Origin of the sequence: Pseudomonas sp. SID14000, from assembly GCF_002165135.1 — a bacterium.
GTDB lineage: Bacteria > Pseudomonadota > Gammaproteobacteria > Pseudomonadales > Pseudomonadaceae > Aquipseudomonas.
The window spans coordinates 1-396 of sequence record NZ_NFZQ01000159.1; the positions used below are offsets into that span (position 1 = coordinate 1).

1 pseudogene is annotated in these 396 nt (G+C 71.0%); it reads left to right on the top strand.

Going from position 1 to position 396, the window contains the following annotated elements:
• Positions 1 to 396, top strand: a pseudogene (locus tag CAY82_RS27765) (DNA-binding protein); the annotation flags it as partial.

Sequence of the window (396 nt, forward strand, 5' to 3'; positions counted from 1 at the left end):
GACGTTCGCGATCGGGCTGGTGGTCGCGCTGACGCTCGTCAACCTGCGGGGCGTCAAGGAGTCGGGGACCGCGTTCGCGATCCCGGTGTACCTGTTCATGGCGGCGATGGGGTCGATCGCCGTGGTCGGGGCCGTCCGCTACTTCACCGGCACGCTGGCCGCCGCCGAGAGCGCGGGCTTCGGCGTCGCCTCGGAGCCCGGGTTCGACCAGGGGCTCATGGGGCTCGCCGGCGGCTTCCTGGTGCTGCGTGCGTTCGCGTCGGGCTGCGCCGCGCTGACGGGCGTCGAGGCCATCAGCAACGGCGTGCCGGCGTTCAAGAAGCCCAAGTCCCGCAACGCCGCGACGACGCTGCTGCTGCTCGGGTCGATCTCGATCGCGATGATCCTGTCGATCCT